Raw genomic sequence first — 1321 nt, 5'->3', positions numbered from 1 at the left:
GCGAACGCCGAGGGATTTTAAATCCCTTGTGTCTACCAATTCCACCACCAGGGCAACGCAATCTTGCGAGGCCGATTACTGAAAAGTAAAAACACCATCTCTCAGCGACCTAAGCCGTGAGAACGAGGTGTACTTTAACGGAAGGAAAAAATTCGTCAACAATAAATTTTATCTTTTAATTCAAGTGATTAATTATCGAACTCAAAAGAATAAATTTAGTGCAGCTTGTACGGTTCTTATACTTGGATTTCTAATTTAAACGGACAAATCACTGACAACCATTGATTCAAATACCAATTGAATGCGGTGATTTTATTGTTTTAAACCAAGCAAATGGCGTTTTCATGTGCTTTTCACATTCAACGATTAGAGTTTGAAGTAACTCTTATTAAGAAGTAAACATGTGAAACCACTAAAACGATATCAATATGAGCGCTATGCCGTTCTTTGTAACCTCGCCTACCCTAGAGTTTTTAAGCAGACTCGCTATGGTTTTGACCCTAATGGACAACGCATCATCAAGAACCAGTTTGGTAAAACCATGATTAGAGTGTTGTGGAGTAGCGACAAAGATGAAGTGGTTGTGGTAATCAAAGGATCGCACAGTATCTCAGATTGGCTACTAACCTTTGCTCTATGGACAAGAAGCTGTAAGAGAATTGGGCTCAATTATCGTGTGCATGCGGGTTTCTACCATCTAATGTTTCAAGAGAGCCAGCCAAGTCGTAATGAAGATAAGCTTGGCTTAACCGTTATTGAGCGCTTGGAAGCCACGCTCACACCTCTCATCGAACAAGGAAAAAGAGTGTCTATTACTGGCCACTCTTCCGGAGGCGCTATCGGTTGTGTCTTCGCTGATTACTTTGATCAAAAGTACCCAGGCTGTATTAAACGAATAGTGACTTTTGGCCAACCCGCCATTGGTGATTGGAGCTTTCGAAAGCACTATCGCATGAGTAAGAAGACCTACCGAATTTGCTGTGACATCGACATCGTGACCTTCATGCCACCGGTTCCTTTGCTCTATTGGCATGTAGGTAAAGTGCTTTGGCTTTATAACGGACGAATCTATGAGAACACTCCTACATTAATCCGCCTTGGTCGCTCTATCTTTAGTTGGCTGATAAGACCTTTCTCTTACCACTTGATGAGCAAGTATATCCGTAACAAAGATTTCTTTGATAAGCATTGAAATGGGTACGTAAGAAGCTTTTAGCGGGGCCAGAAACGAAAAAACCAGTCACTAGGACTGGTTTTTTCTGAATTATGGAGGCGCCTCCCGGAGTCGAACCGAGGTCCACGGATTTGCAATCCGCTGCAT

The 1321-nt window shown here is 42.1% G+C and carries 1 protein-coding gene; it reads left to right on the top strand.

The genetic code is table 11. The features are described from left to right. The first annotated feature begins 403 nt into the window (after positions 1–403). Positions 404–1192 carry a lipase family protein gene (locus AB6E52_RS23040; RefSeq protein WP_017064543.1) on the top strand — a complete coding sequence of 263 codons (789 nt, stop codon included), beginning with the start codon at positions 404–406 and terminating at the stop codon, positions 1190–1192. Positions 1193–1321: the final 129 nt, after the last annotated feature.

Origin of the sequence: Vibrio sp. 10N.247.311.13 (assembly GCF_041467595.1) — a bacterium.
GTDB lineage: Bacteria > Pseudomonadota > Gammaproteobacteria > Enterobacterales > Vibrionaceae > Vibrio > Vibrio crassostreae_C.
This window is presented reverse-complemented; position numbering and strand designations above follow the sequence as displayed.